The 26,038-nt window shown below is 67.3% G+C and carries 18 protein-coding genes and 3 rRNA genes; 8 read left to right on the forward strand and 13 right to left on the reverse strand.

The genetic code is table 11. The features are described 5' to 3' along the window. Positions 1–76 precede the first annotated feature (76 nt). The 3 genes from rrf to JOE46_RS14780 all read right to left on the reverse strand — a co-directional run bounded on the left by rrf (position 77) and on the right by JOE46_RS14780 (position 5,306). A 5S ribosomal RNA gene (gene rrf, locus JOE46_RS14770) occupies positions 77–193 on the reverse strand. Positions 194–321: 128 nt separating this feature from the next. Then, a 23S ribosomal RNA gene (locus tag JOE46_RS14775) occupies positions 322–3,454 on the reverse strand. A 336-nt stretch (positions 3,455–3,790) separates the two neighbouring features. Continuing rightward, a 16S ribosomal RNA gene (locus JOE46_RS14780) occupies positions 3,791–5,306 on the reverse strand. Together the 16S, 23S and 5S rRNA genes form the textbook arrangement of a ribosomal RNA operon. 565 nt (positions 5,307–5,871) lie before the next feature. Here JOE46_RS14780 and JOE46_RS14785 point away from each other — a divergent pair. Further along, positions 5,872–7,017 carry an alkaline phosphatase family protein gene (locus tag JOE46_RS14785; RefSeq protein ID WP_209927690.1) on the forward strand — a complete coding sequence of 382 codons (1,146 nt, stop codon included), beginning with the start codon at positions 5,872–5,874 and terminating at the stop codon, positions 7,015–7,017. 104 nt (positions 7,018–7,121) lie between these two features. Here JOE46_RS14785 and JOE46_RS14790 read toward each other — a convergent pair whose 3' ends face one another. Continuing rightward, the gene (locus tag JOE46_RS14790; protein ID WP_097212964.1) at positions 7,122–8,210 is read right to left on the reverse strand and encodes a LacI family DNA-binding transcriptional regulator; all 1,089 of its coding nucleotides are present in this window, start codon (positions 8,208–8,210) and stop codon (positions 7,122–7,124) included. Positions 8,211–8,296: 86 nt separating this feature from the next. On the opposite strand from JOE46_RS14790, the gene JOE46_RS14795 reads away from it, so the two are divergent. The 4 genes from JOE46_RS14795 to JOE46_RS14810 all read left to right on the forward strand — a co-directional run bounded on the left by JOE46_RS14795 (position 8,297) and on the right by JOE46_RS14810 (position 14,828). After that, the gene (locus tag JOE46_RS14795) at positions 8,297–9,373 is read left to right on the forward strand and encodes a metal ABC transporter solute-binding protein, Zn/Mn family (protein ID WP_209927691.1); all 1,077 of its coding nucleotides are present in this window, start codon (positions 8,297–8,299) and stop codon (positions 9,371–9,373) included. Between the two features lie 80 nt (positions 9,374–9,453). Beyond that, complete coding sequence (locus JOE46_RS14800; protein WP_209927692.1) at positions 9,454–10,314, forward strand: metal ABC transporter ATP-binding protein; 861 nt, start codon at positions 9,454–9,456, stop codon at positions 10,312–10,314. Beyond that, on the forward strand, positions 10,311–11,192 hold the full coding sequence (locus JOE46_RS14805) for a metal ABC transporter permease (RefSeq protein WP_209927693.1): 882 nt from the start codon (positions 10,311–10,313) through the stop codon (positions 11,190–11,192). Before JOE46_RS14800 ends, JOE46_RS14805 begins: the two co-directional genes overlap by 4 nt. A 33-nt stretch (positions 11,193–11,225) precedes the next feature. After that, a complete protein-coding gene (locus tag JOE46_RS14810) occupies positions 11,226–14,828 on the forward strand; it encodes a hydantoinase B/oxoprolinase family protein (protein WP_209927694.1) in 3,603 nt (1,200 codons plus the stop codon). 69 nt (positions 14,829–14,897) lie between these two features. On the opposite strand, the gene JOE46_RS14815 is transcribed toward JOE46_RS14810, so the two are convergent. The 7 genes from JOE46_RS14815 to carD are packed head-to-tail and all read right to left on the reverse strand — an operon-like array spanning position 14,898 to position 21,006. Further along, the gene (locus JOE46_RS14815; RefSeq protein WP_209927696.1) at positions 14,898–15,587 is read right to left on the reverse strand and encodes a ZIP family metal transporter; all 690 of its coding nucleotides are present in this window, start codon (positions 15,585–15,587) and stop codon (positions 14,898–14,900) included. Then, positions 15,581–16,870 (reverse strand): amidase, encoded by a 1,290-nt coding sequence (locus JOE46_RS14820; RefSeq protein ID WP_307861290.1) that lies wholly within the window; start codon positions 16,868–16,870, stop codon positions 15,581–15,583. Before JOE46_RS14820 ends, JOE46_RS14815 begins: the two co-directional genes overlap by 7 nt. Positions 16,871–16,905: 35 nt before the next feature. Then, on the reverse strand, positions 16,906–17,892 hold the full coding sequence (rlmB, locus tag JOE46_RS14825) for a 23S rRNA (guanosine(2251)-2'-O)-methyltransferase RlmB (RefSeq protein ID WP_097212955.1): 987 nt from the start codon (positions 17,890–17,892) through the stop codon (positions 16,906–16,908). Continuing rightward, the gene (cysS, locus tag JOE46_RS14830) at positions 17,892–19,301 is read right to left on the reverse strand and encodes a cysteine--tRNA ligase (protein ID WP_209927698.1); all 1,410 of its coding nucleotides are present in this window, start codon (positions 19,299–19,301) and stop codon (positions 17,892–17,894) included. The genes rlmB and cysS overlap by 1 nt, the downstream gene beginning before the upstream one ends. Positions 19,302–19,312: 11 nt before the next feature. Continuing rightward, entirely contained in the window at positions 19,313–19,789 is a 477-nt protein-coding gene (ispF, locus tag JOE46_RS14835; RefSeq protein ID WP_097212953.1) for a 2-C-methyl-D-erythritol 2,4-cyclodiphosphate synthase, read from the reverse strand. A gap of 14 nt (positions 19,790–19,803) precedes the next feature. Next, complete coding sequence (gene ispD / locus JOE46_RS14840; protein ID WP_209927700.1) at positions 19,804–20,514, reverse strand: 2-C-methyl-D-erythritol 4-phosphate cytidylyltransferase; 711 nt, start codon at positions 20,512–20,514, stop codon at positions 19,804–19,806. A 3-nt stretch (positions 20,515–20,517) separates the two neighbouring features. Beyond that, on the reverse strand, positions 20,518–21,006 hold the full coding sequence (gene carD, locus JOE46_RS14845; RefSeq protein ID WP_007528440.1) for an RNA polymerase-binding transcription factor CarD: 489 nt from the start codon (positions 21,004–21,006) through the stop codon (positions 20,518–20,520). A gap of 274 nt (positions 21,007–21,280) precedes the next feature. On the opposite strand from carD, the gene JOE46_RS14850 reads away from it, so the two are divergent. Both JOE46_RS14850 and radA read left to right on the forward strand, forming a co-directional pair. Next, the gene (locus tag JOE46_RS14850) at positions 21,281–21,892 is read left to right on the forward strand and encodes a hypothetical protein (protein ID WP_097212951.1); all 612 of its coding nucleotides are present in this window, start codon (positions 21,281–21,283) and stop codon (positions 21,890–21,892) included. Positions 21,893–22,034: 142 nt separating this feature from the next. Beyond that, positions 22,035–23,417: a DNA repair protein RadA gene (gene radA, locus JOE46_RS14855; protein ID WP_209927702.1), complete on the forward strand. Its 1,383-nt coding sequence runs from the start codon at positions 22,035–22,037 to the stop codon at positions 23,415–23,417. Between the two features lie 6 nt (positions 23,418–23,423). On the opposite strand, the gene JOE46_RS14860 is transcribed toward radA, so the two are convergent. Next, on the reverse strand, positions 23,424–23,984 hold the full coding sequence (locus JOE46_RS14860) for a PaaI family thioesterase (protein WP_077042956.1): 561 nt from the start codon (positions 23,982–23,984) through the stop codon (positions 23,424–23,426). Between the two features lie 188 nt (positions 23,985–24,172). Here JOE46_RS14860 and disA point away from each other — a divergent pair, with 188 nt between their 5' ends. Next, positions 24,173–25,258, forward strand: coding sequence for a DNA integrity scanning diadenylate cyclase DisA (gene disA / locus JOE46_RS14865; protein WP_097212949.1), 1,086 nt, complete (start codon positions 24,173–24,175; stop codon positions 25,256–25,258). Positions 25,259–25,280: 22 nt separating this feature from the next. Here the strand turns inward: disA and JOE46_RS14870 are convergent, their stop codons facing one another. Next, positions 25,281–26,027 (reverse strand): hypothetical protein, encoded by a 747-nt coding sequence (locus tag JOE46_RS14870; protein WP_097212948.1) that lies wholly within the window; start codon positions 26,025–26,027, stop codon positions 25,281–25,283. Between the last annotated feature and the right edge of the window lie 11 nt (positions 26,028–26,038).

Consider the following 26,038-nt stretch of genomic DNA (forward strand, 5'->3'; position numbering starts at 1 on the left):
TTCCTGCCCCGGATATGCGAAATGCCTCGCATCGCAGTCTCTTTCGAGTCTGTGATGCGAGGCATTCGCAATTTATGTTCGGCGGTGTCCTACTCTCCCACACCCTGTCGAGTGCAGTACCATCGGCGCTGGAGGGCTTAGCTTCCGGGTTCGGAATGGGGCCGGGCGTTTCCCCTCCGCTATGGCCGCCGTAACTCTGTGAAATTTTCACACGGAACACAGTCAAAACCCAAATCGATATCAATCTCAGTGGATTCGTTCCGGTTCTTGAAACAAAACGTGTGTTGTTTCAGATACCGCACAGTGGACGCGTAGCTTCTTTGTGGTAAGTCCTCGGCCTATTAGTACCAGTCACCTGCACACGTTACCGTGCTTCCAGTTCTGGCCTATCAACCCGGTGGTCTGCCGGGGGCCTTACCCCCTCAAGGGGGTGAGAAACCTCATCTTGGAACAGGCTTCCCGCTTAGATGCTTTCAGCGGTTATCCCTTCCGAACGTAGCTAACCAGCGGTGCTCCTGGTGGAACAACTGGCACACCAGAGGTTCGTCCGTCCCGGTCCTCTCGTACTAGGGACAGCCTTCCTCAAGTTTCTAACGCGCGCGGCGGATAGAGACCGAACTGTCTCACGACGTTCTAAACCCAGCTCGCGTGCCGCTTTAATGGGCGAACAGCCCAACCCTTGGGACCTACTCCAGCCCCAGGATGCGACGAGCCGACATCGAGGTGCCAAACCATCCCGTCGATATGGACTCTTGGGGAAGATCAGCCTGTTATCCCCGGGGTACCTTTTATCCGTTGAGCGACACCGCTTCCACTTGCCGGTGCCGGATCACTAGTCCCGACTTTCGTCCCTGCTCGACCTGTCAGTCTCACAGTCAAGCTCCCTTGTGCACTTGCACTCAACACCTGATTGCCAACCAGGCTGAGGGAACCTTTGGGCGCCTCCGTTACATTTTGGGAGGCAACCGCCCCAGTTAAACTACCCACCAGGCACTGTCCCTGAACCAGATCATGGTCCGAGGTTAGATGTCCAATACGATCAGAGTGGTATTTCAACAATGACTCCACGAACACTGGCGTGCCCGCTTCACAGTCTCCCACCTATCCTACACAAACCGAACCGAACACCAATACCAAGCTATAGTGAAGGTCCCGGGGTCTTTTCGTCCTGCCGCGCGTAACGAGCATCTTTACTCGTAATGCAATTTCGCCGAGTCTATGGTTGAGACAGCTGAGAAGTCGTTACGCCATTCGTGCAGGTCGGAACTTACCCGACAAGGAATTTCGCTACCTTAGGATGGTTATAGTTACCACCGCCGTTTACTGGGGCTTAAATTCTCAGCTTCGCTCCGAAAAGCTAACCGGTCCTCTTAACCTTCCAGCACCGGGCAGGCGTCAGTCCGTATACATCGTCTTACGACTTCGCACGGACCTGTGTTTTTAGTAAACAGTCGCTTCTCACTGGTCTCTGCGGCCCCACCCAGCTCACGGAGTAAATCCGATCACCAGACGAGGCCCCCCTTCTCCCGAAGTTACGGGGGCATTTTGCCGAGTTCCTTAACCATAGTTATCTCGATCGCCTTAGTATTCTCTACCTGACCACCTGTGTCGGTTTGGGGTACGGGCCGTGTAAAAGCTCGCTAGAGGCTTTTCTCGGCAGCATAGGATCACTGAATTCGCCTCAATCGGCTATGCATCACGTCTCAGGATATGTGTGGCACGGATTTGCCTATGCCACTCCCTACACGCTTACACCAGTATTACCACTGACTGGCTCAGCTACCTTCCTGCGTCACCCCATCGCTTGGCTACTACCAGATCAGGTCCCGCGCATCCCCCGACCATGATCCCGAAGGAACATTAGCCGGCTTCAGGGCGGTTAGTATCACTGATTCACCATGGGCGCGTTTACACGGGTACGGGAATATCAACCCGTTGTCCATCGACTACGCCTGTCGGCCTCGCCTTAGGTCCCGACTCACCCTGGGCGGATTAACCTGGCCCAGGAACCCTTGGTCATTCGGCGGAAGAGTTTCTCACTCTTCTTTCGCTACTCATGCCTGCATTCTCACTCGTGCAGCCTCCACGCCTGGATCACTCCGACGCTTCCATGGCTGCACGACGCTCCCCTACCCATCCATACCACTGCCGGCCACTCCTTAGAATGACCGAGGTGTATTGCATGAATGCCGCAGCTTCGGTGGTGTACTTGAGCCCCGCTACATTGTCGGCGCAGGATCACTTGACCAGTGAGCTATTACGCACTCTTTCAAGGGTGGCTGCTTCTAAGCCAACCTCCTGGTTGTCTTCGCGACCCCACATCCTTTTCCACTTAGTACACGCTTAGGGACCTTAGCTGGCGATCTGGGCTGTTTCCCTCTCGACTACGAACCTTATCGCCCGCAGTCTCACTGCCGCGCTCTCACTCACCGGCATTCGGAGTTTGGCTGATTTCGGTAAGCTTGTGGGCCCCCTAGACCATCCAGTAGCTCTACCTCCGGTGAGAAACACGCGACGCTGCACCTAAATGCATTTCGGGGAGAACCAGCTATCACGGAGTTTGATTGGCCTTTCACCCCTACCCACAGCTCATCCCCTCAGTTTTCAACCTAAGTGGGTTCGGGCCTCCACGACGTCTTACCGTCGCTTCACCCTGGCCATGGGTAGATCACTCCGCTTCGGGTCTAGAGCATGCGACTGAAACGCCCTATTCGGACTCGCTTTCGCTACGGCTGCCCCACACGGGTTAACCTCGCCACATGCCACTAACTCGCAGGCTCATTCTTCAAAAGGCACGCCATCACCCCCAGCAGCAAGCTGCTCAAAGGCTTTGACGGATTGTAAGCGCACGGTTTCAGGTACTATTTCACTCCCCTCCCGGGGTACTTTTCACCTTTCCCTCACGGTACTAGTCCGCTATCGGTCACCAGGGAGTATTCAGGCTTATCGGGTGGTCCCGACAGATTCACAGCAGATTTCACGGGCCCGCTGCTACTTGGGAACCATTCACGAGAGCCGGGAAGTTTTCGTCTACGGGATTCTCACCCTCTACGACAGGCCGTTCCAGACCACTTCGACTAACAACCCGGTTTCTTACTCTCGCCCACCACGGCAGTGATGAGAAGAAAGGCCCCACAACCCCACGCACACAACGCCTGCCGGCTATCACATGTACATGGTTTAGCCTCTTCCGCTTTCGCTCGCCACTACTCACGGAATCACTATTGTTTTCTCTTCCTGTGGGTACTGAGATGTTTCACTTCCCCACGTTCCCTCCACACGCCCTATATATTCAGGCGCGGGTAACCACACATCACTGTGGCTGGGTTTCCCCATTCGGAGACCCTCGGATCTCAGCTCGTTTGACAGCTCCCCGAGGCTTATCGCAGCCTACTACGTCCTTCATCGGCTCCTGGTGCCAAGGCATCCACCGTACGCTCTTAATTACTTACAACAAAGATGCTCGCGTCCACTGTGCAGTTCTCAAACAACACACAACCAGAAAACCTCATGCAGACACCAGCCAAAGGATGTTCCCACCCCTCACGGTATGACCTGCGGTCTCCCACTTGTAAGTTCTTGCCTAGAAAGAAACACTCGCGTGTTCTCTCAGGACCCAACAGTATGCCGATATATTGACCGCCGGCCGGCCACAAGGGACCAACCGATACGCGGAAAAGCTTGTCAGCGTCCACCCATGAGCTCCCGCAGCGAAACAGTGTTCACTAAACGGGCTCTGCCAGACACGACCTCGACTGTTCGAGGACGTCTGCTGGAGAATGCTCCTTAGAAAGGAGGTGATCCAGCCGCACCTTCCGGTACGGCTACCTTGTTACGACTTCGTCCCAATCGCCGATCCCACCTTCGACGGCTCCCTCCACAAGGGTTAGGCCACCGGCTTCGGGTGTTACCGACTTTCATGACGTGACGGGCGGTGTGTACAAGGCCCGGGAACGTATTCACCGCAGCGTTGCTGATCTGCGATTACTAGCGACTCCGACTTCACGGGGTCGAGTTGCAGACCCCGATCCGAACTGAGACCAGCTTTAAGGGATTCGCTCCACCTCACGGTCTCGCAGCCCTCTGTACTGGCCATTGTAGCATGTGTGAAGCCCTGGACATAAGGGGCATGATGACTTGACGTCGTCCCCACCTTCCTCCGAGTTGACCCCGGCAGTCTCTTACGAGTCCCCGCCATAACGCGCTGGCAACATAAGATAGGGGTTGCGCTCGTTGCGGGACTTAACCCAACATCTCACGACACGAGCTGACGACAGCCATGCACCACCTGTATACCGGCCACAAGGGGGGCTACATCTCTGCAGCTTTCCAGTATATGTCAAACCCAGGTAAGGTTCTTCGCGTTGCATCGAATTAATCCACATGCTCCGCCGCTTGTGCGGGCCCCCGTCAATTCCTTTGAGTTTTAGCCTTGCGGCCGTACTCCCCAGGCGGGGCGCTTAATGCGTTAGCTACGACACAGATCCCGTGGAAGGGACCCACATCTAGCGCCCACCGTTTACGGCGTGGACTACCAGGGTATCTAATCCTGTTTGCTACCCACGCTTTCGTTCCTCAGCGTCAGTTACTGCCCAGAGACCCGCCTTCGCCACCGGTGTTCCTCCTGATATCTGCGCATTTCACCGCTACACCAGGAATTCCAGTCTCCCCTGCAGTACTCAAGTCTGCCCGTATCGCCTGCAGGCCCACCGTTGAGCGGTGGGTTTTCACAGACGACGTGACAAACCGCCTACGAACTCTTTACGCCCAGTAATTCCGGACAACGCTCGCACCCTACGTATTACCGCGGCTGCTGGCACGTAGTTAGCCGGTGCTTCTTCTGCAGGTACCGTCACTTTCGCTTCGTCCCTGCTGAAAGAGGTTTACAACCCGAAGGCCTTCATCCCTCACGCGGCGTCGCTGCATCAGGCTTTCGCCCATTGTGCAATATTCCCCACTGCTGCCTCCCGTAGGAGTCTGGGCCGTGTCTCAGTCCCAGTGTGGCCGGTCACCCTCTCAGGTCGGCTACCCGTCGTCGCCTTGGTAGGCCATTACCCCACCAACAAGCTGATAGGCCGCGGGCCCATCCTGCACCAGTAAACCTTTCCACCAAAAGCCATGCAGCCTTTGGTCATATCCGGTATTAGACCCAGTTTCCCAGGCTTATCCCGAAGTGCAGGGCAGATCACCCACGTGTTACTCACCCGTTCGCCGCTCGTGTACCCCGAAGGGCCTTACCGCTCGACTTGCATGTGTTAAGCACGCCGCCAGCGTTCGTCCTGAGCCAGGATCAAACTCTCCGTTGAAGACTCTAGATTTCACAGGCGAACCTGCTAATCAGTCATAGACATCGAGTCAAATCACTAGCATTCAAAAACTCAAACTAGCTTCAAACACTGACCCCTCTCCGACGGAAGAAGGAAAAGAGCCAGCAAATACCCACACCACTGAATCCAATTGGAAAGAGTGAGTGTGGAGTACCAAAATATTGGCACTGACATTCATCGGCACACTGTTGAGTTCTCAAAGAACACGCACACACCATCGCTGCCAAGAAACTCGTTCTCGGCCGCTCCGGGGCAACTGTTCCAGCCTATCTCATCGAGCAGACCCGGTCAAAACCGGCCCCACCACACTGAGAAGGCAGTGAAGAAGAACCGATCGAAACCGGCTCTAAACTTCGGGATGGTCTGGCGCCTGACGTCCAACCTCGTGTCCCGCGCCTCTCGGCCGGGTCGGTGTCCGTGTCGCTCTGACTCGACAAAAGTTACGCGAACAAGAACACAGCGTCAAATCGCCTGGTCAGCGCCATTCTTGGGAATTGGTTTCGCTTGCGCCCCTTCATTCGGAGGGCGCGGATAGCCTGGCGTCATGCTCCTCGCACCCCGTTATGGCCAGGCGACGCTGTCCGACCTCGTCCCCTCCGTGCTCGCTCACCTCGGCGTGGCCGGCGAGACCGACCGGATCGGGCTCGACCTCTCGGGCGTCTCCCGCGTCTGCGTGCTGTTGATCGACGGACTCGGCGCCGAACTGCTGGCGTCACACCCCGAGGCGGCACCCTTTCTCTCCGCGAGACTCGGCCCCATCCTGACCGCGGGCTTCCCGACCACGACGGCGACCAGCCTCGCCTCGCTCGGCACGGGACTGCCCTCCGGACAGCACGGAGTGGTCGGCTACCTCATCCCCGCGGCCGGGCAGGACCGCTTGATGAATCCGCTGAAGTGGCGCCTGCACGGCGAGGGCCCCCGGGTGGACCTGCTCAAGGAATTGGTACCCGAGGAATTCCAGCCGACGCCGACCGCTTTCGAGCGCGCCGCCGCGGCGGGCATCTCCGTATCCAGGGTGGCCCCGCCCTACCAGGGCGGTTCCGGACTGACCCGGGCCGCGCTGCGCGGCGGGGAGTTCCTGCCCAGCTTCTCGCTCGGCGACCTGGTCGACGCGTCGGCGAGTGCGCTCCGGCTGGGTTCTCGATCCCTTGTCTACGCCTATCACGGCGAATTGGACCTGACCGGGCATGCCAGGGGCCCGGCCTCGGCCGCGTGGGCGCTGGAATTGGCGCAGGTCGACCTGATGGCACGCCAGCTCGCCGAGCGGCTGCCACGCGACGCCGCGCTGATCGTCACCGCCGACCACGGCATGGTCGAGGTGCGATCCCCCGTCGACATCGATACGTCCCCCGAACTGACGGAGGGCGTCCACCTGATCGGCGGCGAGCCCCGGGCCCGCCACGTCTATACAGACGACGGCGCCGCCGACCAGGTCGTCGCGTCCTGGCGGGACCGCCTCGGCGACGAATTCGCGGTGCTGACCCGCGCCGAGGCGATCGACAACGGCTGGTTCGGTCCGACCGTCTCCCCCGCAGCCACCGAACGGATCGGTGACGTGATCGCGATAGCCCGCGGATCGAGCGCGCTGATCCGAACCGGCGCCGAGCCGCTCCAGTCCATGCTCATCGGTCATCACGGATCACTGACCTCCGCCGAGCTCCACGTGCCGCTGCTGGTGTTCCGGGGGTAGTCGGACGGGGCCGGCACGAGCTCCGCTCTGGGGGGGTACCCCTTGCGGCGCCACTGGATGGCCGGGTCTGGGCCACGCAGAACCTCGCCAGGTACTGAGCCCGGTCAGGCGGGCGGCGGCGCCGCGGTGTGACCGCGCACCAATTCGGTGTCGAGCATCTCGACGGTGGCCACACCGGAATGTGAGGGCGTCAGGAGCAGCGCCCCGGCCCGCCTGCCCTTTTCCTCCGCGGGCTGACGGACTGTGGTCAAGCCCTCGCGCAGCGCCTCGTCGACGCCGTCGAACCCGGTGATGGACAGCTGGCCGGGTACGTCGATGCCGCGCCACCGCGCAAAGTCCAGGGCACCGAGCGCCAACACATCTGTGGTGCACAGCAGCGCGGTGATCCGTGGATCGGTCGCGAGCGCCTGCTCGGCCGCCGAGTGACCGGACCGGGAGCTGTGCTCCGCGCGCTCGATGACGGTCAACGATCGCGGGTCCAGCCCGGCAGCGGCAAGGGCGTCGCGCACCCCGGCGATCCGTTCGCGCTGGACGTGGAAGTTCGGCGAATCGAGACGGTCGGCGCCCGCCACACCGTCCCGCTGGTCCCGGCCGAGCCGCATGCAGATCACGCCGATGTCCTTGTGCCCCAACGACAACAGATAGTCGGCGATCTTGCGCATCGCGCCGCGATCGTCGATCCCGACCAGCGACGCGCCCTCGATCTCGCGCGGCTGGTCACAGATCACCATCGGCAGGCGGCGCTCGAGGACCGCGGCCAGGTACGGGTCGTCGTCGGCCACGGAGTAGACGACGAAACCGTCCACGCCTGCCTGCTGAACCACGGCTGCGGACTGGACGTCGTCACGCCGCGGCCCGGCCGGGATCAGCAACAGTCCCTCCCCCGCCGCCTCGCAGGACTCGGCAAGACCGGCCAGGAAACTCATCGCGGCCGGATCCCGGAAGGAGTAGCTCAGCGCCTCCGTGAGCAGCAGGCCGACCGCGCCCGCCTTGCGGGTGCGCAGCGAGCGCGCGACCGGGTCCGGGCCGGGGTAACCGCGCCGCTTGGCCGCCTCGAGCACCCGTTCGCGGAGTTCGGTCGAAAGCTGATCGGGCCGGTTGTAGGCGTTCGAGACCGTCGTACGGGAGACCTTGAGCTCCGCCGCCAGGGACGCCAGCGTCGCCTGACGGCGCGGATGACGGGACCTGGGCATAACGGGACGGTACGCAATGCCGCGAGTGACCGTCAGCACGCCCCCTCCAATGTACAACGGAAACGATTTCCATTAGTATCTAGGCCATGCCCAAGGGAGATCTGACGCCGCTCACCGCCCCGACCCGGCGCCGCTCGGCGTTCGCCATTGCCGGCCTGGCGCTCGTCGGGGCACTGACCCTCGCCGCCTGCTCGTCCGACCCGGACGCAGGCGCGGGCACCCCGCTCGCCGATGGGCAGCGCGCCAACATCGTCGCCTCCACCGACGTCTGGGGCTCGGTGGCCGCGGCCGTCGCGGGCGACCGGGCCGACGTCACCTCGATCATCGACGACGCGTTCGCCGACCCGCACTCGTTCGAGGCCAGCCCCCGGGACGCCGCCGCCATCACCGATGCCGACCTGGTCGTCTACAACGGCGGCGGCTACGACGAGTTCATCGACGACGTCCTCGCAGGCACGCCGGGCAAGCGGACCGTCGACGCGTTCGCCCTGTACGGCACCGATACCGACCTGCACGGCGACCACGATCACGTGGTCGAGGAGGCTGCCGCCCCGGCAGGCGCCACCACCGCCCCCGCGGAACCCGCTGCCGCCGAGCACGACTCGCACGACGGCCACGACCACGACAACGGCGGCGTGAACGAACACGTCTGGTACGACATCCCGACCGTGGACGCTGTCGCCAAGCAGATCGCCGCCGAACTCGGCACGATCGACCCCACCAACGCCGCCGCATACACCACCAACGCGGCGACCTTCCACGAACAACTGCACGCCGTCACGGCCATCACGGATTCGATCGCCACCGCGCATCCACAGGCACCGGTCGCGCAGACCGAGCCGATCGCGCACTACCTGCTGGTGGCGACCGACCTCAGGGACGAGACGCCGCAGGACTTCACGAAGGCCATCGAGGACGGCAACGACCCGCCGCCCGCGGCCGTCGCCGCGACGCGGGATCTGCTCGCCGACAAGAAGGTGAAGGTCCTGGTCTACAACAGCCAGACGCAGGACAAGGCGACCCAGAACATCCGTGAGGCCGCCGAATCGGCGGGCATCCCCGTCGTCGAAGTCACCGAGACCCTGCCAGACGGGTTCGACTACATTCAGTGGCAGACCCGCACCGCCGAATCGCTCGCTGCGGCCTTGAACGCCGCCCACTGAGAAACCGCGCGCCGAAGAAGAATCCACCGGTCACGCGTGCCGGCAACGAGCCGCGTGACAACCAGACCCGGAATGGCCCCGTGACCCACCCTGCCCCCGACGCACCGAGCGTCAGCCGAACACCCGCCGTCGAACTGAGAGGCGCCCGGCTGGCCTACGGCGACCGCACGCTGTGGTCCGGACTGGACCTGAGCGTCGAGCAGGGCGAGTTCATCGCGGTCCTCGGGCCCAACGGGTCCGGCAAGACCTCACTCCTGAAGGTCCTGCTCGGCCAGCTCCCGCTGTCCGAGGGCACCGCCACGATCGCGGGAACGCCTGCCCGGACCGGGAACTCCCACGTCGGATACGTGCCGCAGCAGAAGACGATGGACGAGGGCCTGCCGCTGCGCGGGCGCGACCTGGTCGGGCTCGGCGTGGACGGTCACCGCTGGGGCACCGGGTTCCGCTCCCGCCGTTCCCGCCGGACCATCGTCGACGACGCCATCGACCAGGTGGGCGCCCGGGCCTTCGCCGATGCGCCGGTCGGCTCGCTGTCCGGCGGCGAGCAGCAGCGACTGCGGGTCGCCCAGGCTCTGGTCGGCGATCCCAAGGTGCTGCTCTGCGACGAGCCGTTGCTCAGCCTGGACCTGGCCAACCAGCACCGGGTCTCCGACCTGATCAACCAGCGCCGGCTGGGCCACGACACGGCCGTGCTGTTCGTCACCCACGAGATCAACCCGATCCTGCCGCTGGTCGACCGGGTGCTGTACCTGGTCGACGGGCGGTTCCGGATCGGGACGGCCGCCGAGGTGATGACCTCGGAGGTGCTCTCCGAGCTGTACCAGACGGACGTCGAGGTGCTGCATGTGCGCGGACGGCTGGTCGTCGTCGGCACCGGCGACGCCATCGACGCGCTCGGTTCCACGGGCGCCGACGGAATCCACCACGAGGCGCACGAATGAACGAGAAGCTCGCAGACACGTTTTCGAAGATGTTCGACTGGCAGGCCACCATCGACCTGCTGCAGTACGACTTCGTGCAGCAGGCCCTGCTCGCCGCGGCCATCCTCGGCCTGCTCGCGGGTGCGATCGGTCCGCTGATCATCAGCAGGCAGATGTCGTTCGCGGTGCACGGAACCAGCGAGCTGTCGCTGACCGGCGCCTCCGCCGCGCTGCTGGCCGGGATCAGCGTCGGACTCGGCGCCATCGTCGGCTCGGTGTTCGCCGCCGTGCTGTTCGCACTGCTCGGATCCAAAGTGCGCGAACGGGACTCGGTGATCGGCGTGGTCCTCTCGTTCGGCCTCGGCCTGTCCGTGCTGTTCATGTGGCTGTACCCGGGGCGCACCGGCACCAGTTTCTCGCTGCTGGTCGGCCAGATCGTCGGGGTGGGCAACAGCGGCCTGCAGCTGCTGCTGGTGTGCGCGGTGCTGGTGCTGGCGGTGCTGGTCGTGGTGTACCGGCCGCTGCTGTTCGCGAGCACCGATCCGGACGTCGCGCGGGCCCGCGGCGTTCCGGTCCGAGCTCTGTCCATCGTGTTCGCGGTGCTGGTCGGCGTCGCCGCGGCGCTCGGCGTGCAGATCGTCGGCGCGCTGCTGGTGCTCTCGCTGCTGATCACGCCCGCGGCCGCCGCGGCCAGGATCACCTCGAGCCCGCTCCGGACGACGCTGTTCTCGATCCTGTTCGCCGAGATCGCCGCGGTCGGCGGCATCCTGCTGTCGCTGGCCCCTGGCGTGCCGGTGTCCAGCTTCGTCACCACCATCTCGTTCGTGATCTACCTGGCCTGCCGGGCGATCGGGTCGCGTCGCGGCCGGGCTACGGGGCGGATCGCGGTCGCTGCATAGGATTGGCCTCCGATCGTTCGCGATGGGAGAGCCATGACTGCTTCGCGCTGGGAATTCTGGATTGACCGTGGGGGCACGTTCACCGACATCGTCGGCCGCCGTCCCGACGGCAGCCTGGTCACGCACAAGCTGCTGTCGGAGAACCCGACCCGATACTCCGACGCCGCCGTCGCCGGTATCCGCGCGCTGCTCGGGTCGAGCGCCGGAGAGGCCGTCACCGCGGACCAGGTGGAGCAGGTCCGGATGGGCACCACGGTGGCGACCAACGCGCTGCTCGAGCGCACCGGGGAGCGCACGGCCCTCGTCATCACGAAGGGCTTCGGAGACGCGCTGCGCATCGGCTACCAGAACCGGCCGCACATCTTCGACCGACACATCGAACTCCCGGAGCTGTTGTACGAGCGCACGATCGAGGTCGACGAACGCGTCATGGCCGACGGAACCGTGCTGCGCTCGCCGGATCTCGACCGTCTGGCCGGCGAGCTCCGGCGAGCGCAGGACGACGGGATCGGCGCGGTGGCGGTGGTGTGCATGCACAGCCACCTGTACCCCGAGCACGAAGCGGCGATCGGCGAGCTCGCGGCGGAGATCGGGTTCGCCCAGATCTCGCTGTCCAGCGTGGCCAGTCCTCTGATGAAGCTGGTGCCGCGCGGGGACACCGCGGTCGTCGATGCCTACCTCTCGCCGGTGCTGCGCCGTTACGTCGACCTGGTGACCGGGCAACTGCCCGGCGTGCGACTGATGTTCATGCAGTCCAACGGCGGGCTCGCCGAGGCGGGCCACTTCCGGGGCAAGGACGCGATCCTCTCGGGTCCGGCGGGCGGCATCGTCGGCATGGTGCGAATGTCGCAGCTGGCCGGCTTCGACAAGGTGATCGGGTTCGACATGGGCGGCACCTCGACCGACGTGTCGCATTTCGCAGGCGAGTACGAGCGCGTGTTCGACACCCAGGTCGCAGGGGTTCGTCTGCGGGCACCGATGCTGGACATCCACACCGTCGCTGCCGGCGGTGGCTCGATCCTGCACTTCGACGGCAGCCGGTACCGCGTCGGTCCGGATTCGGCGGGCGCCGACCCCGGTCCCTCCTGCTACCGCTGCGGAGGACCGCTGACCGTCACCGACGCCAACGTGATGCTCGGACGCATCCAGCCCGACCACTTCCCCCGGGTGTTCGGCCCCGGGGGCGACCAGACGCTGGACGGCGACATCGTCCGCAGACGGTTCGCCGAGCTGGCCGCCGACATCCGTGCGCGGACCGGCGACGACCGCACCCCCGAACAGGTCGCCGAGGGATTCCTGCGCATCGCGGTGGCGAACATGGCCAACGCGGTCAAGCACATCTCTGTGCAGAAAGGGCACGACGTCACCGAGTACGCGCTGACCACCTTCGGCGGTGCCGGCGGACAGCACGCGTGCGCGGTCGCCGACTCGCTGGGCATCCAGACCGTGTTGGTCCCACCCATGGCCGGCGTGCTCTCTGCTCTCGGCATGGGCCTGGCCGACACCACGGTCATGCGGGAGCAGTCGGTGGTGGCGCCGCTGGGGCCGGACTCCCTGCCGCGGATACTCGACATCGCCGAGGCCCTGGAGTCGGTGGCCTCCACCGAGCTCCTGGACGAGGGGATGTCCCCGGATCGGATCCGGCTGACCCGGCGCGCCCACCTGCGTTACGACGGCACGGACACCACGGTGCCCGTCGACCTGACCGAGCCCGAGGCCATGACCGCGGAGTTCGAGGGTGTGCACCTGCGGACGTACTCGTTCCTGATGGACCGTCCGCTCATCGTCGACGCGGTGGCCGTCGAGGCGACCGGGCTGACCGACCAACCGGACCTGTCCGACGTGGCGGCGGCGACCGCACCCGCAACGGACGAAGCCACCGACACCGTTCGCATGTACGCCGATGGATCCTGGCACGCGGCGCCACTGTACGAGCGGGCACGGATGCGGCCAGGAGACGCGGTCACGGGACCGGCCATCATTGCCGAGACGAACTCGACCACCGTGGTGGACCCCGGCTGGCGCGGCACGCTCACCGAGGCCGGGCACCTGCTGCTCGATCGGGTGGTCGCGCCCGCCGACGCAGAGGTCGGCACCCAGGCCGATCCGGTGATGCTGGAGATCTTCAACAATCTGTTCATGTCGATCGCCGAACAGATGGGCACCGCACTGGAGTCGACGGCGCAGTCGGTGAACATCAAGGAACGGCTGGACTTCTCGTGCGCGCTGTTCGATCCGGACGGCAACCTCATCGCCAACGCCCCGCACATCCCGGTCCACCTCGGATCGATGGGCAGCAGCGTCAAGGAGGTCATCGCGCGACGCCGGGACCGGATGCGGCGCGGCGACGTATACGCCGTCAACGACCCCTACCACGGCGGCACCCATCTCCCCGACATCACCGTCATCACCCCGGTTTTCGACGAGTCGGGCGCGGAGATCCTGTTCTATGTCGCCTCCCGCGGACACCACGCCGAGATCGGCGGGATCACCCCGGGGTCGATGCCGGCCACCAGCCGCGAGATCGACGAGGAAGGGGTGCTGTTCGACAACTGGCTGCTCGCCCGCGACGGCCGCCTCCGGGAAGCCGAGACGCTGGAGCTGCTGACCGGCGCGCGGTACCCGTCTCGGAATCCCGACACCAACCTCGCCGACCTTCGCGCCCAGATCGCTGCGAATGCAAAGGGAGTCGAGGAGGTCGCGAGAATGATCGACCACTTCGGCCTCGATGTGGTGGAGGCCTACATGCGCCACGTGCAGGACAACGCCGAGGAGGCGGTGCGCCGGGTCGTGGAGACCCTCGCCGAGGGCTCCTATCGGTACGAGACGGATGCCGGCGCGGTGATCGCGGTGCGGGTGAGCGTGGATCGGCAGAGCCGCTCGGCGACCATCGATTTCACCGGGAGCTCGCCACAACTCGAGTCGAACTTCAACGCGCCGTCGTCGGTCGCAACGGCCGCCGTGCTCTATGTGTTCCGGACGCTCGTCGCCGACGCGATCCCGCTCAACGACGGCTGCCTCCGGCCACTGCACATCATCATCCCCGAGGGGTCCATGCTCGCGCCGAGCCATCCGGCCGCCGTGGTCGCCGGCAACGTGGAGACCTCGCAGGCGGTGACCGGCGCACTGTACGGCGCGCTCGGAGTCCAGGCGGAGGGTTCCGGGACGATGAACAACATCACCTTCGGCAACGACCGGCACCAGTACTACGAGACCCTCGGCTCCGGGTCCGGCGCGGGCGACGGGTTCGACGGTTCGTCGGTGGTGCAGACCCACATGACGAATTCCCGGCTGACCGACCCCGAGGTACTCGAGTGGCGGCTCCCGGTTCTCCTGGAGGATTTCGCGATTCGGCGCGGCAGCGGTGGAGACGGCCGCTGGCACGGCGGCGACGGCGCGGTCCGCCGGCTCCGGTTCCTGGAACCGATGCTGGTGAGCACACTCTCCGGCCACCGCCGCGTGCCGCCGTACGGCATGGCCGGGGGCTCACCGGGCGCGCTGGGCAGCAACAGGATCGAGCGCGCCGATGGCACCGTGGTGGCGATGGCCGCCTGCGACTCGGTCGACGTCGAGGCGGGCGACGCCCTGATCGTCGAAACACCGGGCGGCGGTGGCTACGGGGCGCCACCACACTGACCGTCGAGTGTGCACATCCCGGTCGGCAACACGGGCCGGCGCGCCGGCAGGTGCACTCTCGACGGGGGCTCAGCCGCCGAGCGCGAACGCGGTGAGGAAGCCGAGCGCGGTCGACAGGCCCACCCACCAACCGCCCTCCCGGTACGCCTCCGGCATCAGCGAGTCGGCGAGCACCGCGATGGTGGCGCCGCCGGCGAACGCCTGGACGATCGCGACCTGCCGATCGGAGATCGCGTCCGACGCGGCGTACGCGCCGATCACGACCAGCACCAACAGCACAGCGGTGACCGTCCACAACAGCATCGCCCGGCGGCGGTCGAAGTTGTGCTGCTTGCGCATCGACGCCGCCCCGGCCACCGCCTCCGGCATGTTGCCGACCGCGATCGCGACCAGCAGCACGAACCCGCTCTCGACGCCCAGCGAGACACCGAGCGCCGTGTTCTCCGGCACGCCGTCGAGCAGGGTGCCCAGCATCAACGCCCAACCGAGCGCCGCCGGGCCCAGCCGATTCTCGATGAGGTGGTCGGCGACGACGTAGACCAGAGCGCCGAGCATCAGCGCGACCCCCGCGACCAGCACGCCCTCGGACTCGAACGCCGGCTGGAACAGTTCTGTGGACACCGCCGCCACCATCGTTCCTGCGCCGAACGCCATCAGCGCGGCGAGCAGTTGGCGCGGCAGGTCGTAGCGCAAACCCACCATCGCGCCGACGAGCAACGGCAGGGCCGTGCCCAGTCCGTAGAGCGCGGCTGTCAGCATTCGGTGATGTTACCGGGGTCGGATGCCGTTGGGCGAGAGTCGAGTACGTCGTCGCGGGCGGTCACCACGCCCGGCCACCTTGCGTTCGCCCAGCCGACCGCGATCCCCGCGGCCCGCACCCTGTCCGCCAACCGGAGCAGGTCGAGATCGCGGCCTCGCGGCCCGACGATGCCCAGCCCGACCGGGATCCCGTCGGTGGTCGGCAGCGGAACGTTCACCGCACACCGCCCGGTGAGCCCGGCGATACAGGTGAACTGGAACGTCGCGGCCCGGGCCGCTTCGATGACCGTGCCGCCGAGCGACGCCTCGGTCCTGGTCGGCGCCACCGAGGACGCGGACGGCACCAGCAACAGGTCATCGCCGAGGAGGCTATCGATCGCGACCGCGATTCTCCGCACCTCGTCTGCGGCCCGAATCCACTGGGCCTCGGTGTAATTCGCGGCCGCCTCGAATCGTGCCCGCACGTCCGGGCCCAGGCTGTCCCAGTGCCGTGAAATCCACCCGCCGTGCTCCCGCCAGGCCTGAAAGCCCTGCACGGTCCGGAACGCGTGGGCCCAGCCGGCGAGCCCGCCCGTGTCCAGGCGGAGACGCTCGACGCGGGGCAGTCCGGGATCGGATTCCCACCCCACCACCGCAGCGCCGACCGCGTCCCGCACCGCAGGGGAGGCGAGCGCGGTGAGGTCCTCGGACACGATCACCTGCTCGAATAGTCGCGGCGGGCAGGGCGGCAGCAGCGTCTCCCCCACCGCCAGCAGCGTGCCAGAGTCACGGGTCATCCATCCGACGGCATCGAATGTGGGTGCCAGCGGGAGCACCCCGTCGAGGGCGATCGCGCCGTGGGTGCTCCGGATCCCGAACAACCCGAGGTAGGACGCCGGAACGCGAATCGATCCGGCGGTGTCGGTGCCGAGTCCGATCGTCGCCTCGCCAGACGCCACGGCGCTGCCCGACCCCGAACTCGAGCCGCCCGGGATCCGATTCGGCGCACGGCGATTCGGCGGAGTCCCGTAGTGCGAGTTCGTACCGGCCAGGCTGTAGGCGAATTCGTCGCACCGCGCGATCCCGGCGATCGCCGCACCCGCCTCGAGCAGGGCGGCGACGACGGGCGCCGTCGACGTTGCCGGTCGGGATTCGGCGAGCCACTGCTCATTACCCGCCCCGACCGGGTACCCGGCGACGTCGAACAGTTCCTTGACCGCGACGGTCATCCCGTCCAGGGGTCCCCGCCCGGTCGGCGGGGACAGGGGCGTGCCGAATTCCCGCCACACGGTCGGGTCGACCACGGAAACCTCCTGGTCAGGCACTGTGGCGGAGCCGCCTATCGCCTCCGCTGCCGGGCGATGTCGGCGAGCACGACGCCCGCGGCGACCGAGGCGTTGAGCGACTCGACCGGGCCCGCCATCGGGATGCTGAGGATGGAGTCGCAGGACTCGCGGACCAAACGGGACAGGCCCTTGCCCTCAGAACCGACGACCACGACAACCGGCCCGGTGCCGTCGTACTCGTCGAGGGTGGTGTCGCCCCCGGCATCGAGGCCGACGATCTGCACGCCCTTGGCCGCCCAGTCCTTCAGCGTCCGGGTCAGGTTGGTGGCCTGCGCGATCGGCAGCCGGGCCGCCGCGCCCGCGCTGGTGCGCCACGCGACCGCGGTGACGCTGGCGCTGCGGCGCTGCGGGATGACCACGCCGTGACCGCCGAACGCCGCCACCGAACGCACCACGGCGCCCAGGTTGCGCGGGTCGGTGATGTTGTCGAGCGCCACCAGCAGCGCGGGCTCCTGGTGCTTGCGCGCCTCGGCGATGAGGTCGTCCGGGTGCGCGTACCGGTACGGGGGCACCTGAAGGGCGACGCCCTGGTGCAACCCGTTGGCGCTCATCCGGTCCAGGTCCGTGCGCGGGACCTCGAGGATCGAGATACCCGCCTCGGCCGCCAACTGCACGCTCTCGGTGAGCCGCTCGTCACTCTCGGTGCCGACCGCGACGTACAGCGCGGTCGCGGGCACACCCGCCCGCAGGCACTCCACGACCGGGTTGCGGCCCAACACGTTCTCGGGTCCGGCGTCGCCCTTGCGCGGCGAACCGCCGCGGCCGCGCGGCGCGCTGCCACCGGTGCGGCCACTCGCGTCGGCGGCGCGGGCCGCCGCCCTGGCCCGCTTGGCGGCGGGGTGCTTGGTGCGCTCGACCGCGGGCGGGGTGGCCCCGCGCCCCTCGAGGCTGCGCCTGCCCTTGCCTCCGGAGCCCGCGACCTGGCCCTTCTTGGTGCCGGTCTTGCGGATCGCGCCGCGCCTGCTCGAATTGCCTGCCATTACAGTCCCGCTTCGTTGTGGTTCGTCTTGAGGGACCACTCGGGCCCGCTCGGTGTGTCGGTGACCTCGACGCCCGCCGCGGCGAGCCGGTCCCGGATCTCATCGGCGGCGGCCCAGTCCTTGTCCGCCTTCGCCTTCTGGCGCGCATCGAGATTCGCGCGCACCAGAACATCGAGCGCCGCGTGAGCCGCCGAGCTGTCATCGGCATCGGCCGCCCAGTGCGGGTCGAGAGGGTCCACCCCGAGGATGCCCATCATGGCCCGCACCTGACCGGCGATCTCCAACGCCGCGGTCAGGTCGCCGGCATCGAGTGCCTTGTTGCCCTCGGTCTTGCTGCCGTGGATCTCGGCCAGCGCCTTCGGCACCGCAAGGTCGTCGTCGAGCGCGGCCGCGAACCCCTCGGTCCACTTGCCGACCGGGATCTCACCCGCCCGCTCGCGGGTCTTGAGAATGAAGGCCTCCAGGCCGCGGTAGGACTCGGCGGCCACCTCGAGCGCGTGGTCCGAGTACTCGAGCATGGAGCGGTAGTGCGCTCCGCCCAGGTAGTACCGGAGCTCTTGCGGCCGAACCTTCTTCAGCACGTTCGGCACCGACAGCACGTTGCCGAGCGACTTCGACATCTTCTCGCCGCCCATGGTGACCCAGCCGTTGTGCAGCCAGTACCGGGCGAACCCGTCGCCCGCCGCCCGGCTCTGCGCCATCTCGTTCTCGTGGTGCGGGAACACCAGGTCCAGGCCGCCGCAGTGGATGTCGAACTCGGCACCCAGGTAGGCCTCCGCCATCGCCGAGCACTCCAGGTGCCAGCCCGGACGTCCGCGCCCCCACGGCGTCGGCCAGGACGGCTCCCCCGGCTTCTCGGCCTTCCACAGCGTGAAGTCCCGCGGGTCGCGCTTGCCCGCGGCCGCGCTCTCGCCCTGGTGCACGTCGTCGAGCTTGTGCCCGGACAGCGCGCCGTACGGCGCGTAGCTGCGCACGTCGAAGTACACGTCACCCGCGGCGGCGTACGCGTGGCCCGCGTCGATCAGGCGCTGCATCATGTCGACCATCTGGGTGACGTGGCCGGTCGCGCGGGGCTCCGCCGAGGGCGGCAGCACGCCGAGCCGGTCGTAGGCCCAGTCGAAGGCGCGCTCGTAGGTCGCCGCCCACTCCCACCACGGCCGCCCGGCATCGGCTGCCTTGTTCAGGATCTTGTCGTCGATGTCGGTGACGTTCCGGATGAACGCGACGTCGTAGTCGTGCGCGAGCAGCCAGCGCCGGAGCACGTCGAACGCGACGCCGCTGCGCACATGGCCGATGTGCGGCTCGCCCTGGACGGTCGCACCACAGAGATAGATCGACGCGTGTCCGGGGGCCAGCGGAACGAAGTCACGCAGGGCCCGCGTCTCGGTGTCGAATAGGCGCAGGGTCACGACGTGCGATCTTACCGGCCCGAACCGGTGTCAAGTACCAGCGCGGTCGCGACGGCCGCGATGCCCTCGCCCCGGCCGGTGAGCCCGAGACCGTCGGTGGTCGTCGCGGAGACGGAGACGGGAGCCCCGAGCACCTCGGAGAGCACGTCCTGCGCCTCCACCCGGCGCGGACCGATCTTGGGACGATTCCCGATCACCTGGACCGCGGCGTTGCCGATCCGCAGGCCGTCGGCCTCGATCAGCCTGCGCACCTCGGTCAGGAGCACCGCACCGCTGGCCCCGTCCCATTCCGGCCTTCCGGTGCCGAACACCGAGCCGAGGTCGCCCAGTCCCGCGGCCGACAACAGCGCGTCGCACAGCGCGTGCGCGGCGACGTCGCCGTCGGAGTGCCCGGCGCAGCCGTCCTCGTCCACGAACAACAGCCCGGCGATCCAGCACGGCCTGCCGACCTCGATCGGATGGACGTCGGTGCCGATTCCCACTCGCACGGTTGCCCGGCTCCCTACTGCTCGATCGGTTCGTCGTTCGCCAGCGCCCTGGCCAGCGCCAGGTCCAGCGGGGTGGTGATCTTGAAAGCCAGCGGATCCCCGACGATGGTCCGGACCCGCCCGCCGATCCGTTCGACCAGGCCCGCGTCGTCGGTGGCAAGTGAGTCGGCGGCCGCGTAGGCGCGCCGCAGCAGATCCGCGGTGAATCCCTGCGGCGTCTGCACGGCTCGCAGCTCGGAGCGTTCCGGGGTGCCGGTCACCGCACCGAGCAGGTCAACCGTCTTGATGGTGTCGGAGACCGGCAGCGCGGGCACCACCGCGTCGCGGCCGGCACGCAGCTCCGCCACGACGCGGGCGATCAGGGGCGGCGGGGTCAGGGCCCGGGCAGCATCGTGCACGAGCAGCAGGTCCGCGCCCTCGGCGGCCGCGAGCCCCGCACGCACCGAGTCGGTCCGTTCGGCGCCGCCTGCGACGACGTCGACGCCCTCGGGCAGCTCCGCGCGCACCGAATCGATCCGGTCCGCGGGGACGATCACCACGACACGGTCGACGACACCGGACTCGATCAGTCCTTCGACGGCGAGCCGGAGCATAGAGACACCGCGCACCGTGACGAACGCCTTCGGGATGCCCTCCCCGAGGCGCTCCCCGCGCCCGGCAGCGGGCACCAAAGCAATGACCCGGCCTCCGCTGCGCACTTCGGCCGGGTCAGTGACGTTGTTCATGTGTCAGGACGCTGCTGCGAGAACCTCGTCGAGGATGATCTCGGCCTTGGCGTCGTCGGTGCCCTCGGCGAGCGCGAGCTCACCGACGAGGATCTGACGTGCCTTGGCGAGCATCCGCTTCTCGCCCGCGGACAGACCGCGGTCCTGCTCACGACGCCACAGGTCGCGGACGACCTCGGCAACCTTGTTCACATCGCCGGAGGCGAGCTTCTCGAGGTTGGCCTTGTACCGGCGCGACCAGTTGGTCGGCTCCTCGGTGTGCGGCGCGCGCAGCACCTGGAAGACCTTGTCCAGGCCTTCCTGCCCGACAACATCACGGACACCGACGTACTCGGCGTTGTCCGCGGGGACCCGGACGGTCAGGTCGCCCTGAGCGACCTTGAGAACGAGATATTCCTTTTGTTCACCCTTGATGGTGCGAGTTTCGATTGCCTCGATCAGCGCCGCTCCGTGGTGGGGGTATACGACGGTGTCTCCGACCTTAAAAATCATCTGTCCCGTGCCCCTTTCGATCTTCACAGTTTAACACGGGGTCTGGCGGCGCAGCTTCCAACGGCCCTGGTCAGGGGCACAGAGGGGTGACCGGAGGGGTTGACAGCCGGACCTGAACGTGCATCCAGTGGGGCCCAAACCGACCATCTGGCCTCAGGTTTCGGCGTCGCGAACCCCGCCGCGAAGCCCCGAAGGACGACCCCGGGACCCGGTCCGCAGACCTGACTACTACTCTGCCTAGTGGAGTACGACCCGACGCCGTGGAGGACAACCCGTGACAGCCCTGAATGCGCCGACTCGACGAGTCGCGACCGCCGTTGCCCTGGCCGCAGCCGCGGCGATCTCGCTGTCCGCCTGCAGCGCGGGCCAGATCACCCAGACCGCAACCCAGGTTGCGGCCGTGAACGGCAACTACGCCAACCAGGGTGATATCTCCCTGCGCAACGTGCACATCCTGTACCCCGACAGCGAGGAGTACAGCCTCGAGCCCGGCGGAAAGGCCGCTCTCGCGTTCACCGCGGTGAACAACAACGAGGAGAAGGCCGACCGCCTGACCAAGATCACCACCGATGCGGCCGACTCGGTCACCATCGCGGGCGAGGTCGGCGGCCGGATCATCAAGCCGCAGACCTCCCTCGGCGCAGGCACCCGCGCCGCGACCATCCTCGACAACCCCGAGGACCCCACCCAGCTGGTCCTGGTGGTGCTCAACGACATCAACGAGGGCGTCTACCCCGGCCTGACCGTCCCGATCACCTTCAGCTTCGAGCGCGCGGGCGACATCGTCGTCTCGGTGCCGGTCGATGCGGGGCCGAGGACCGAGCGCCACGAGTCGGACAAGTCCGGCAACGCGGGTGCCGAGCCCCTCGGCAGCGGCGGACACTAGTCCCCACGGTTCGACGAGAACGGCCCCGACGCTCAGCGTCGGGGCCGTTCTCGTCGTTGCGGCACAGCACATTTCGACCCGAACGACACTCCGGCCGCGACACTCCGGCCGGAGTGTCGGACCCCACCCCTAGGCTGCGGTGGTGGCCAAACCCAAATCGAGCTTTCGCTGCTCGTCCTGTCAGCACTCGATGGCCAAATGGGTCGGCCGCTGCCCCGACTGCGGGTCATGGGGCTCGATCGAGGAGGTGGCGGTACTCGCCGCCGTCGCGAGCAGGCCGGGCGCCACCGCCGCCCGCGGGGTGTCCATGGTGCCGACCTCCCCTGCGACCCCGATCTCTCAGATCAACGGCACCTCCACCAGGGCCAAACCCACGGGTGTGTCCGAGCTCGATCGGGTGCTCGGCGGCGGCCTGGTCCCCGGTTCGGTGGTGCTGCTCGCAGGCGAGCCCGGCGTCGGCAAGTCGACCCTGCTCCTCGAGGTCGTGCACCGGTGGGCGCAGCGCGACCCGCAGGACCGCGCCCTCTACGTCACCGGCGAGGAGTCGGCCGGGCAGGTCCGGCTCAGGGCCGACCGGACCAACTCCGTGCACGAGCGGGTGTTCCTGGCCGCCGAGTCGGACCTGGCCACCGTGTTCGGGCACGTCGAGCAGGTCCGCCCGACACTCCTGATCGTGGACTCGGTGCAGACCATGCTCGCCGCCGATGTCGAGGGCGTGGTCGGCGGCGTCACCCAGGTCCGCGCCATCACCAGCGCGCTCACCTCGCTGGCGAAGTCCAGCGGCATCCCGGTACTGCTGATCGGACACGTCACCAAGGACGGTGCGGTGGCCGGGCCGCGCGCCCTGGAGCACCTGGTGGACGTGGTGCTGCACTTCGAGGGCGACAAGCACTCCACCCTGCGCATGGTGCGGGGCGTCAAGAACCGCTTCGGCGCGGCCGACGAGGTGGGCTGCTTCGAACTGCGCGAGGACGGCATCGAATGCGTCAGCGACCCGTCCGGGCTCTTCCTGCACCACCGCGACGACACCGTCCCCGGCACCGCCGTCACCGTCACCATGGACGGCAAGCGCCCGCTGCTCGGCGAGGTGCAGGCCCTCGTCGCGACCTCGCACAACCCCTCGCCCCGGCGCGCGGTCAGCGGCATGGACTCGGCGCGGGTGTCGATGGTGCTGGCCGTGCTCGAACGGCGCTGCGGGGTCAAGGTCTCCGACAAGGAGGTGTACGCGGCGACGGTCGGCGGAATGCGGCTGACCGAACCGTCCGCGGACCTGGCCCTTGCCGTCGCGGTGGCGTCCGCGTTCAAGGACGCGGCGCTGCCGCCGGGGGTGGTGGTGCTCGGTGAGGTCGGGCTGGCGGGCGAGGTGCGCCGCGTCACCGGCGTCGAGCGGCGGCTCGCCGAGGCGAAGCGGCTCGGCTTCACCCACGCGGTGGTGCCCCGCGACTCCGGGACACCGCCGCCGGGGATGCGGGCCACCGAGGTCACCAATCTCGGCGAGGCCCTGCGGGTGCTGCCCCGGGGCTGAGCGGGCCTACAGCGAGGAGGACGTGCCGAACGGCGAGGTCGCGTCGCCGTCCACGAAGTCCTGCATCGGCGCGAAGTGCTCGGGCTTGATGGTCAGGAACAGCCCGCGCGAGGTGGCGACGATGTCGTCACCGGCGGTCGGTCCCTCGACGATCCGGGCCTCGGCGGTGGTGTAGACCTTGCGCCGGACCATGCCGTCGATCCGGGCGCGGAACTCGAGCACCGATCCGAGCGGGATCGGCTTCGCGAAATCGATCTCCAGGTGACCGGTGACCACGGGGCCGCCGAGCACCATGCAGGCCATGCCCTGGACCTCGTCGAAGGCGACGGACAGGATGCCGCCGTGGATCACCCCTGGTCCGCCCTGGTATCGGTTCGCCACGGTCAGCCGGCCGGACACCTCGAGGCCCTCGCCCGCGGTGAAGGTCATCGCCATCCCAGCGGGCTGGTCATCGCCGCAACCGAAGCACTTGGACCAGTGCTGCGGGAGGGCACCGCCCGGCGCGGGGAAGAAGTCGGGGCGGATCGGCAACACGAGATCATCGGGCAAGGTCCAGGTACTACTCACAGCTAACAAAGTATCGGTTCGCCGATCGCGGTCCCGATGCGGCCCTGGCCGGTCCCGCACCGGCGCGTCCGGCCCCGGGGAGGCCGCCGCCTCTCCCCCGCTGGGTAACCTGGACGCGAAGCGACGGCGGATCGACCGACTCCGCCCGGCGATGAGGCGCCGCGCACCGCGAGCGAGGGGGGACGGCAATGGACGACGCCACGCCGTCTGCCACCGTCCGCGAGACGATCGCTCGGCTGGCGCCGGGGACCGAGCTCCGCGACGGCCTGGAACGGATCATGCGCGGCCGTACCGGCGCCCTGATCGTGCTCGGCTACGACGCCGAGATCGAGGAACTCTGCGACGGCGGCTTCGAGCTGGACGTCGAATTCGCGCCGACCCGGCTGCGGGAACTCTCCAAGATGGACGGGGCCGTGGTGTTGTCCACCGACGGCACCCGCATCGTGCGGGCCAACGTGCAGCTGGTCCCCGATTACAAGATCCCGACCGTGGAATCCGGCACCCGGCACCGCGCGGCGGAGCGGACCGCGATCCAGACCGGCTACCCGGTGGTCTCGGTGAGCCAGTCGATGAGCATCGTCAGCGTGTACGTCGGCGGTATCCGGCACGTGCTCGAGGGCTCGCCGACCATCCTGTCGAGGGCGAACCAGGCCGTCGCGACGCTCGAGCGGTACAAATCCAGGCTCAACCAGGTCACCAACCAGCTCTCCGTCGTGGAGATCGAGGACTTCGTGACCCTGCGCGACGCCCTCACCGTCGCGCAGCGGCTCGAGATGGTGCGCCGCGTGTCGGTGGAGATCGAGCGCGACGTGCTCGAGCTCGGCACCGACGGCAGGCAGCTCGCCCTGCAGCTGGAGGAACTGGTCGGCGACAACGACATCGCCCGTCAGCTGGTTGCCCGCGACTACCTGGCAGGCCAGGGCCAGGCCCCGACCGAGGCCGTCGAGCGAACCCTCGCGGCGCTCGACAAGCTCACCGACGCGGACCTGCTCGACCTGACCACGCTGGCCCGCGCCTACGGTTACCCGGCGACGATCGAGGCGCTCGAGGCGCCGATGAGCCCACGCGGCTACCGGGTGCTGACCCGGGTGCCGCGCCTGCAGTTCCACCAGATCCACCGGCTGGTCGGATCGTTCGGCACCCTGCAGGGCCTGCTCGCCGCGACCGCGGCCGACCTGCAGTCAGTGGAGGGCATCGGCGGGCTGTGGGCCCGGCACATCAGGGAGGGCCTGTCCCGCCTCGCCGAGACCTCGATCTCCGGCCCGTTCGACTGACCGCGAACCGCGCGGAGCGGCGTCAGCTGATGTTGAACGGCTCCGGGGTGCTGCGCAGCGCGCCGAGCTGGCCGACGACCGTGTAGGCGCCGGCACCGACCGGGTTGCGCGGGGCGGTGCAGCCGGGTTCGGACGTGGCGCCCGACCACTTGACCGTGAACGCGGCCTGCTCGCCGGGCTTGAGGGAGCGGATGTCCGGCGCCGTGTTGGGGAAGCAGTCGGTGTTCGACCAGATCCGCTGCTGCCCGTCCAGGCTGTAGACCAGCACCTGCTGCATGCCCGCGCCGAGATCGCGCTCGCAGGTCGCGGAGCCGATGTTGGTGACCACGATGCCGAACTGCGGCTCCTGGCCCGCCGGATAGTTCGGCTGGTTCGAGCTGGCCTTGATGGCCAGCGACTGGTCGGGGCACTGGCCCGCGGGGACCGTTGCCGACGAGGACGCCGCCGCCCCACCCGAGACGGACCCGGACACCGCGGTGTCGCCGCCCGAACCGCCGGATCCCGAACCGGACGCGGAAGCCTCACCGGATCCGGATCCGGAACCGGACCCGCCCGCGTCGCCCGCGGAACTGGGCGCCGCCTGGCCGGACGAGGTACTGCTCTGCGAGCTGCTGGCGGCGGCGGCCTCGGCCTCCGGGTCGTCGCCGCCGCCACCGAGCGACGTCACGATCCAGACAAAGAGGATGAGCGCGACCACACCCGCCCCGATTGCGAGCGCGCGTCGTCGCCAGTAGATCTCGGGGGGCAGCGGCCCGTTTGGTTCCAACACAGAACCCACGT

Source organism: Rhodococcus sp. PvR099 (assembly GCF_017833315.1).
Taxonomy (GTDB): Bacteria; Actinomycetota; Actinomycetes; order Mycobacteriales; family Mycobacteriaceae; genus Rhodococcus_G; species Rhodococcus_G oryzae.

Excerpts from the sequence above, each read along its gene's own strand:
- JOE46_RS14785 (WP_209927690.1), top strand. The coding sequence starts at position 5,872 with ATGCTCCTCGCACCCCGTTATGGCCAGGCGACGCTGTCCGACCTCGTC.
- JOE46_RS14790 (WP_097212964.1), bottom strand. The coding sequence starts at position 8,210 with ATGCCCAGGTCCCGTCATCCGCGCCGTCAGGCGACGCTGGCGTCCCTG.
- JOE46_RS14795 (WP_209927691.1), top strand. The coding sequence starts at position 8,297 with ATGCCCAAGGGAGATCTGACGCCGCTCACCGCCCCGACCCGGCGCCGC.
- JOE46_RS14805 (WP_209927693.1), top strand. The coding sequence starts at position 10,311 with ATGAACGAGAAGCTCGCAGACACGTTTTCGAAGATGTTCGACTGGCAG.
- JOE46_RS14810 (WP_209927694.1), top strand. The coding sequence starts at position 11,226 with ATGACTGCTTCGCGCTGGGAATTCTGGATTGACCGTGGGGGCACGTTC.
- JOE46_RS14815 (WP_209927696.1), bottom strand. The coding sequence starts at position 15,587 with ATGCTGACAGCCGCGCTCTACGGACTGGGCACGGCCCTGCCGTTGCTC.
- rlmB (WP_097212955.1), bottom strand. The coding sequence starts at position 17,892 with ATGGCAGGCAATTCGAGCAGGCGCGGCGCGATCCGCAAGACCGGCACC.
- ispD (WP_209927700.1), bottom strand. The coding sequence starts at position 20,514 with ATGAACAACGTCACTGACCCGGCCGAAGTGCGCAGCGGAGGCCGGGTC.
- carD (WP_007528440.1), bottom strand. The coding sequence starts at position 21,006 with ATGATTTTTAAGGTCGGAGACACCGTCGTATACCCCCACCACGGAGCG.
- disA (WP_097212949.1), top strand. The coding sequence starts at position 24,173 with ATGGACGACGCCACGCCGTCTGCCACCGTCCGCGAGACGATCGCTCGG.